The sequence below is a fragment of the Aurantimonas sp. E1-2-R+4 genome (assembly GCF_036549515.1).
Lineage (GTDB): Bacteria > Pseudomonadota > Alphaproteobacteria > Rhizobiales > Rhizobiaceae > Aurantimonas > Aurantimonas coralicida_A.
Genome location: NZ_JAZHLK010000090.1, coordinates 1 through 6,396 on the forward strand (window position 1 = coordinate 1; position 6,396 = coordinate 6,396).

Sequence of the window (6,396 nt, forward strand, 5' to 3'; positions counted from 1 at the left end):
AAGCGACATCCTGGCATCATCGATATTTGAGGCATGCTTCCTCCACCGCATCATCTGCGGTGTTAGAAAGAGTCGCGACGCCTCAAGACCACACAACATGCGCAAGAGCCGGTCGAGTGGACAGGGCGTGGCCTTGTCGCTGATCGTCGTCTTCACCGGCTTGCCGCGGACGACGCCCTTCAGGCCCATCTGGCGCATCAGCCGGGCGACGGTGCAGCGTGCGACGTCGATGCCCTCGCGCTTCATCTGACGCCAGACCCGGGGTCAAGCCCGGGGCGGGCTCTTGCGAACCCCGTAGACACCGAAGTTCGCCTCGAAGACGCGGCGGATGTCGTCGCATAGCTCGGTGTCGCGTCGTTCTCGAGCCGGTCGGCGATCCGGGTCACGTTTGCGGGCCGCGTGCTCGTGGTATGTCGACGGAGCGATCGGCAGAGTGAGCCATGTCGCGCCATTGGTCCGAGCGACAATGGCGAACGGCAGATCGGCTCGATCCCATAGACATCACGATGATCCCGGATCAAGTCCGGGACCGATGAACGCCGTCATCGTCGGAATGGGCGGTCGAGCTCCGCCACCGCAAAATACGCCGATGCCTTGCGCAGGATCTCGTTGGCCTGACGCAACTCGCGGACCTCACGTTCGAGAGCCTTGATCCGGTCGCGCTCCTCGCTCGTTTGCCCGGCCCTAACACCCTGGTCGCTTTCGGCCTGCCTGACCCAGTAGCGCAGCGTCTCCCCGGCGCAGCCGATCTTCGCCGCGATGGAGGAAATCGCTGCCCACTGCGAGGCGTGATCGCCCTGGTGCTCCAGCACCATGCGGACCGCTCGCTCGCGGACCTCCGGCGAATATCTCTTCGATGTCGTCTTCGTCATCATGACCCCATTCTCTCAAGAATTGAGGTCTCCGGGAAACCCGGCGCGGTTCAGGATCATCAGTCCTTGAAGCACGCCAAGGCAAGTGCTAGCACGCCGCTACGCTTCGAGTGTCTTTCAGAAATTAGCTTCGGAGCGCAATCACGCAGCAGAATGGAATACGCTTGAGGGTTCTGATCGTCAGCCAGCACTATTGGCCGGAGACCTTCCGCATCACCAACGTGGTCGGGGCGCTTCTTGAGGCCGGATGCGACGTCACCGTTCTTGCCGGTCAGCCGAATTATCCGGAAGGCCGCATCTTCCCAGGTTATCACGCGCTCGGTTGCGGCTCTGAGATTCATCCGGACGGCTATCGGATTTACAGGGTTCCGGTCTCGCCCCGAGGCAAGGGAGGAGCAGGGCGGATGATCGCCAATTACGCATCCTTCCTGGTGAGTTCTGTCCTTGCAGGTCCCTGGCTTCTGCGCAGGGAGCACTATGATGTCGTCTTCGTTTATGCAATCTCGCCGATTCTGCAGGGTTTGACCGGCGCGGTGATCGCCCGGATCAAAGGCGCGGCGCACGTCATCTGGGTACAGGACCTGTGGCCACAGAGCCTCCAGTCCACCGGGTTCGTTAAAAACGAGACGATGCTGTCTGCTGTCGGGGCGCTGACGCGGTTCATTTATCGGCAAGCCCACCTGCTTCTCGCGCAGTCGCCCGGATTCAAAAAAAGCCTTGTGGAGATGATGGGTGCGGACGTGCCCGTCGCCTACCATCCCAATCCCGGCGATCCGCCTCTCGGCGACCGCGCCCGGGCGAAGATGCCCGTGCTGGTCCTCAAGCCCGGCTTCAACGTTGTCTTCGCCGGTAATCTCGGCACTGCCCAATCGCTCGAGACAGTGTTGGACGCGGCGGAGCGCCTTCTTGCCGACCCTGATATCCGCATCGTCCTGATCGGCTCCGGTAGCCGCTCGGACTGGCTGCGGGAGGAGATCGCGCGCCGGAACCTGACCAATGTCGAGCTTCCCGGCCGCTTTCCCGGCGAGGCGATGCCGGCGATCCTTGCCCAGGCCTCGGCGCTTCTCGTCACGCTCACGCGAGCGGAGAATTTTGGCCTGACCGTGCCGAGCAAGATCCCGACCTATCTCGCTGCCGGCAAACCCATCGTCGCCGCTTTGGACGGCGACGGGGCCGAAGTCATCCGACTGGCGGGAGCGGGTTTGACCGTTCCGGCGGAAGACGCTAGTAGTCTCGCGGCGGCGATAGGCGTGATGAAGTCCTTGCCCGATGAGGAAAGGGGCGCGATGGCTTCCGCCGGGCGTCGGTACTTTGACGGCCATTTCGCGCCGGACCGGCTGGCGCAGTCGCTGGTTCGGCACTTCCAGCAGGCGATCGCTAATCGCAAGGGAGCGAAAGCTAGTCCGCCGCAGGATGGAGAATCTCCGAATGGCTGACGAGAAGCGCGTTCTGGTGCTCGGGGCGACCGGCATGCTCGGTAACGCGGTGTTCCGCATCTTCGCGGACAGTTCCGGCTATCGTACCTTCGGATCCACCCGCTCCACGTCTCTGCATTGCCGTTTTCAGCAAGGGGCGCGCGCGGGACTCATTAGCGGGATCGATGTCGAGAACTTTGACTCGCTCAGCGAGCTCTTCGCGAAGGTTAAACCCGACGTCGTGATCAACTGCGTAGGCGTCGTCAAGCAACTCGACGATGCCCAGGACCCCCTGAAGGCTATTCCGCTGAACGCCATTCTGCCGCACCGGCTGGCGCGCCTCGCGGCCGTCGCGGGTGCGCGGCTCGTCCATATCAGCACCGACTGCGTCTTCGACGGGGCGGACGGGAACTATGCCGAGGACTTTCGCCCGAACGCCTATGATCTCTACGGCCGTAGCAAGCTCCTGGGTGAAGTCGACTACGAAAATTCCGTAACGCTGCGCACCTCGATCATTGGGCGCGAGCTTTCCAGCGCGCATTCGCTGATCGATTGGTTCCTCGGACAGGAGGGGTCGGTGAAGGGCTTTACGCGGGCGCGATTTTCCGGACTGACGACGGTGGAACTCGCCCGCGTAATCCGCGACTTTGTGCTGCCGCGCCCCGAGCTTCGCGGACTCTACCATGTCTCGGCCGAGGCGATCAGCAAGCACGACTTGCTCAAACTCGTCGCAAATGCCTATTGCAAGGACATCACAGTCGTGCCCGATGAGGCGCTCGTCATCGACCGCTCCCTCAATTCGGCCCGTTTCCGCGACGAAACGGGCTACCAACCCCCGGCATGGCGGGACCTTGTCACCGCCATGCGCGATTTCGGCTGAACCAGAACTGCGCCAGGAAATCATGTTCCAAAATAAAACCTTATTCATTACGGGCGGCACCGGCTCCTTCGGAAACGCCGTTCTCAGGTGCTTCCTCGACTCCGACTTTTCTGAGATCCGCATCTTCAGCCGCGGCGAGAAGAAGCAGGAGGACATGTGGCTGTCCCTCAGGGATGACCGGGTGAAGTTCCACAACGGCGACGTGCGCGACTACAACGCGGTGGACGACGTCATGCGGGGCGTGGGCTACGTGTTGCACGCCGCGGCGCTGAAGCAAGTGCCTTCGTGCGAGTTCTATCCAATGGAGGCGATGCGCGGCCTGTTCTTGAGCCAGGCCTCCATCAAGGTCATCGGGACGCTCCACGGTGAGAAGCTCTACGAATTGCTGGTCTCGCGCGAGGAGATGGTGCGAGCGGAGGATCTCGGCGATTACTACCGCATCCCCGCCGACTCCCGTGACCTGAACTACGACAAGTATTTCGTCGAAGGCGAGCGCGAGATCGCGGAGATCGAGGACTACACCTCTCACAATTCGAGACGCTTTGACGTGGAGGGCGTGCGCCAGATCCTTCTAAGCCTCAACCTGATCCAGGGGGCCCTGCGTGCTTAAGGTCATGACCCTTGTCGGGACGCGGCCGGAGATCATCCGCCTGTCCCGCATCATTGACAGGTTCGACGCTCAGTTCGAGCATACGCTGGTCCACACGGGGCAGAACTATGACTACGAGCTGAACGGCATCTTCTTTTCCGAACTCGGGATCCGCGCGCCCGATCTCTTCCTCGGGGCGGCTGGGGCGTCTGCCGCGGAGACCATCGGCAACGTCATCATCGCTGTCGACAAGGCGCTCGAGACGTATCGCCCCGATGCCCTGCTGATCCTCGGCGACACTAACAGCTGCCTTGCCGCCATCGCGGCCAAGCGCCGGAAGATTCCGATCTTCCACATGGAAGCCGGCAACCGCTGCTTCGACTTCCGGGTGCCCGAGGAGATCAATCGGCGGATCGTCGATCATGTGTCCGATATCAACCTGACCTATAGCCAGATCGCGCGCGACTATCTCCTGCGCGAGGGCGTGGCGCCCGACCAGGTGATCGTCACCGGAAGCCCGATGAGGGAGGTGCTGGAGCATTATCAAGCCGGGATCGAGGCTTCGCACGTAGTCTCGCGTTTTGGGCTCGTGGAAGGGCGGTACTTCGTCGTCAGCGCTCACCGTGAGGAGAACGTCGACCCGCCGGAGGGGATCGCCCGCCTTGCTTCCGTGCTCAACGCTCTGGCGGAACGCTACGATAATCCGGTGGTCGTCTCCACCCATCCGCGCACGCGCGCGCGCATCGACGCCCTGGGAGTCTCCTGCCATCCGCTTGTGCGCTTCGAGAAGCCCTTCGGCTTCCTTGATTATATCAAGCTTCAGATGGCGGCGCAGGCGACGCTCTCCGACAGCGGCACCATAACCGAGGAAAGCTCGATTCTCAACTTCCCGGCGCTCAACCTGCGCGAGGTCCACGAGCGTCCAGAGGGCTTCGAGGAGGCTTCGGTCATGATGGTCGGACTGAACGTGGAAAGCGTGATGACAGGCCTTTCGATCCTCGAGAAGCAGCCGAGAGGTGAGTCGCGCCTCCTTCGGATGCCCGCCGACTACGCTCCGGCAAACGTGTCCGACAAGATGCTGCGCATTGTCGTCAGCTACACGGACTTCGTGAACCGCCGGGTGTGGCTCAAGACTGCCGACTGAAAGTTGTCTCAGAGGAGCAAGCAAGGCCATGGCCGCCATGGACAGCGACGAACTTGCAAGGGTGATTGAGGAGGAGAGCGCGCTTCTATTCGAGAACTTTGACGAGGCAGTGGCTTTTTCTCTCGGCAGCTCCATGCAGGCCCGTGCGCTTGCACAGGGTGCGCGAATCGTCATCGACATCCGGCTCTGGGACCGCCCGCTCTTCTATGCCGCGCTTCCGGGCTCCACCGGATCGAACCCCGAATGGGCGCGACGCAAGATCAATGTCGTTCGGCTGTTCCACAAGAGCAGCTATCGTATGGCGCTCGAGCAGCGCCGCGAGGACCGCACTTTTCCTCCCCGATATGGCCTTGACGTCTCCGACTATGTCCTTGCCGGGGGAGGATTCCCCATCCGCGTGCGCTCCGCCGGCGTGATCGGCGCGATCGCAGTTTCGGGCTTGGCCGAGCACGAGGATCACGACATGATCGTGGCGGCTATCGGGAAATTTGTAGGCGGCTGACATCGCGGCGAAGGTAGCGTTGAGCGTCGGCTCGAACCACAACGGCTTGGCAACGCCGGCCTTCAGATTGTCGCAGACGATGCTCTTCGTAACGCCGCCGAAGAAGGCAATGATGCTTCCCCGAATTGGTGGACACGGGTTTAGGCCATTTGTCGTTCGGCCTGTTCCGGGGTCCTATATGCGAGAGCGGAGAGGATCCGCCGTCGATCATAGTAGCCCTCGATATACGCGAATAGCTCGCGTTTGGCGTCCTCGCGGGTCGACCATTGCCGTCGGTGTGTCAATCGGCGTGGAATGTTGGGACTGACTCATTCCCGATGCAGTTGAGAGGCCATGTGGCGGTTTTCCGAAGAGGAGAACGATCTTATGCCCACCGCCATTTCGCTCTCATCGCTAATTCCTGCCGGCCTTTCGGTCGAACGTTTCGAGGTCGTCGACAGCGTGCTTTTGGTCACCGCTTTGGCTCGGACGCGAGATTCCGCGTGCCCGTCATGCGGAAGCCCCTCGCGCCGGCTACATAGCCGCTATGTTCGCTGCGTTTCCGATCTCCCTTCGGCCGGGAGGCCCGTGCGGCTGTTGCTGGTCACACGCCGCTTTCGCTGCGATCTTACGGGTTGTCGCCGCAAGATCTTTGCCGAACGCTTTGGCGACGAGGTCGTCGCGGAACGGGCGCGCCGCACCGGCAGGATGGAACGCATCGTCCATCACCTCGGCCTGGCTCTCGGCGGGCGACCCGCGGCGTGCTTTGCCCAGCGGCTGATGATGCCGGTCAGCAACGACACACTGCTTCGCGTAGTCCGGCGACGAGCACGATCGCGCAGGGATTCCTTGAATGTCGTCGGCATCGATGACTTCGCTTTTCGCCGGAATCACCACTACGGGTCGATCGTCTGTCAACGTCGGAGCAAAACCGGGCCAGTGGGGCGGAGTAAAAGCAGGCCACTGGCGTGAGGGGCACGACACAGGAAAGGGCCCGATCGGGCCCTTTCCTGTG

At 62.1% G+C, this 6,396-nt stretch carries 5 protein-coding genes and 3 pseudogenes; 6 read left to right on the forward strand and 2 right to left on the reverse strand.

The genetic code is table 11. The annotated features are described in order from the left end of the window. Positions 1-872, reverse strand: a pseudogene (locus tag VQ045_RS20925) (IS3 family transposase); the annotation flags it as partial. Between the two features lie 164 nt (positions 873-1,036). On the opposite strand from VQ045_RS20925, the gene VQ045_RS20930 reads away from it, so the two are divergent. From VQ045_RS20930 to VQ045_RS20950, 5 genes are read left to right on the forward strand one after another with little or no spacing between them, the layout of a single operon-like run. Then, complete coding sequence (locus VQ045_RS20930) at positions 1,037-2,308, forward strand: glycosyltransferase family 4 protein (RefSeq protein WP_331831497.1); 1,272 nt, start codon at positions 1,037-1,039, stop codon at positions 2,306-2,308. 16 nt (positions 2,309-2,324) lie between these two features. Continuing rightward, entirely contained in the window at positions 2,325-3,167 is an 843-nt protein-coding gene (locus VQ045_RS20935; RefSeq protein ID WP_331831498.1) for a dTDP-4-dehydrorhamnose reductase family protein, read from the forward strand. A 22-nt stretch (positions 3,168-3,189) separates the two neighbouring features. Continuing rightward, a complete protein-coding gene (locus VQ045_RS20940; RefSeq protein ID WP_331831499.1) occupies positions 3,190-3,777 on the forward strand; it encodes a polysaccharide biosynthesis protein in 588 nt (195 codons plus the stop codon). Beyond that, positions 3,770-4,900, forward strand: a complete 1,131-nt coding sequence (wecB, locus tag VQ045_RS20945; protein ID WP_331831500.1) for a non-hydrolyzing UDP-N-acetylglucosamine 2-epimerase — start codon at positions 3,770-3,772, stop codon at positions 4,898-4,900. Before VQ045_RS20940 ends, wecB begins: the two co-directional genes overlap by 8 nt. A gap of 28 nt (positions 4,901-4,928) precedes the next feature. After that, a complete protein-coding gene (locus tag VQ045_RS20950) occupies positions 4,929-5,402 on the forward strand; it encodes a heme-degrading domain-containing protein (RefSeq protein ID WP_331831501.1) in 474 nt (157 codons plus the stop codon). 140 nt (positions 5,403-5,542) lie between these two features. Here VQ045_RS20950 and VQ045_RS20955 read toward each other — a convergent pair. Next, positions 5,543-5,686: pseudogene (locus VQ045_RS20955) on the reverse strand (IS3 family transposase); the annotation flags it as partial. An 82-nt stretch (positions 5,687-5,768) separates the two neighbouring features. Between VQ045_RS20955 and VQ045_RS20960 the strand changes: the two are divergent. Further along, a pseudogene (locus VQ045_RS20960) lies at positions 5,769-6,296 on the forward strand (transposase family protein); the annotation flags it as partial. Between the last annotated feature and the right edge of the window lie 100 nt (positions 6,297-6,396).

Bases quoted from the DNA above. Each gene is read 5' to 3' on its own strand.
- VQ045_RS20950 (WP_331831501.1), top strand. From the start codon at position 4,929: ATGGCCGCCATGGACAGCGACGAACTTGCAAGGGTGATTGAGGAGGAG.
- VQ045_RS20940 (WP_331831499.1), top strand. From the start codon at position 3,190: ATGTTCCAAAATAAAACCTTATTCATTACGGGCGGCACCGGCTCCTTC.